Source organism: Microbacterium sp. Bi128 (assembly GCF_918698205.1).
Window position 1 is genome coordinate 1 of the sequence record NZ_CAKKMM010001675.1, and the last position, 1,032, is coordinate 1,032.

At 60.4% G+C, this 1,032-nt stretch carries 1 protein-coding gene; it reads right to left on the minus strand.

What is annotated here, in order from left to right:
- Positions 1 to 627: 627 nt before the first annotated feature.
- On the minus strand, positions 628 to 1,032 hold a 405-nt coding region (locus LQV45_RS35435; RefSeq protein ID WP_230012733.1), incomplete at its 5' end, for a ribonucleotide-diphosphate reductase subunit beta.

Sequence of the window (1,032 nt, forward strand, 5' to 3'; positions counted from 1 at the left end):
CCAATCAGCACGCCGATGAACACGAGGGAAAGACCGACGGTGAACCAACCGCCATGCCCAAAAACCATCATCACAACGCCCGCCAGGGACAGGCCCTTCGCCGCGACGTCCAGATACAACGGGCCCCTCTGGTTCTCCATGCAACTAGGGTAGACCCGTCACACTCCACCAGCGCCGCCCGGCTATAGAGGCTTTGCGACGCCGCCAATTAGGCCCTCCTCGAGCCGGACGGGAACCCGTAGCGGACGGCGGAGTAGGACCGGCGCGCCACCGGCCTGAGCGGTGAGCGCCTGAAGGGTGTGCTTTGCCCATGAAGCGGAAATGTTGGGGTCGCGTCCCGCAAAAATGGGCCCGCACGCGTATGGCGTGCGGGGCCGTCCAGGTTTCAATGAGCACAACAGGAGCGAGCGATGCGCTGCCTGCACTCCAAAACGTCCGCTGGAACCGACTCCCTGCGCAGTCGTCATCAAGCCAAGAGCCGCCGAGAGCGCACAAAGCGGCCCTGCACGATTTGCCGTGCAAGGCCCGCTTTAGTGGTAGCTATTTGGAAGACTTCCAACAAGACGATGCGTTTCTTACAAATAGGGTGCCATTCTTCCAACTACTAGGTCGACATCTCACAAAAGACTAGAAGTCCCAGTCGTCATCCTCAGTGTTGACAGCCTTGCCAATCACGTACGAAGAACCGGACCCACTAAAGAAGTCGTGGTTCTCGTCCGCGTTCGGCGACAGGGCCGACAGGATCGCCGGGTTCACGTCGGTGACGGAGGCCGGGAACATGGCCTCGTAGCCCAGGTTCATCAGGGCCTTGTTGGCGTTGTAGTGCAGGAACTTCTTGACGTCCTCGGCCAGGCCGACGGAGTCGTAGAGGTCGTGCGTGTACTGGACCTCGTTCTCGTACAGCTCGAAGAGCAGCTCGAAGGTGTAGTCCTTGATTTCCTGCCGGCGCTCCTCGGAGACCTTCTCCAGGCCCTTCTGGAACTTGTAGCCGATGTAGTAACCGTGCACGGCCTCGTCGCGGATGATCAGGCG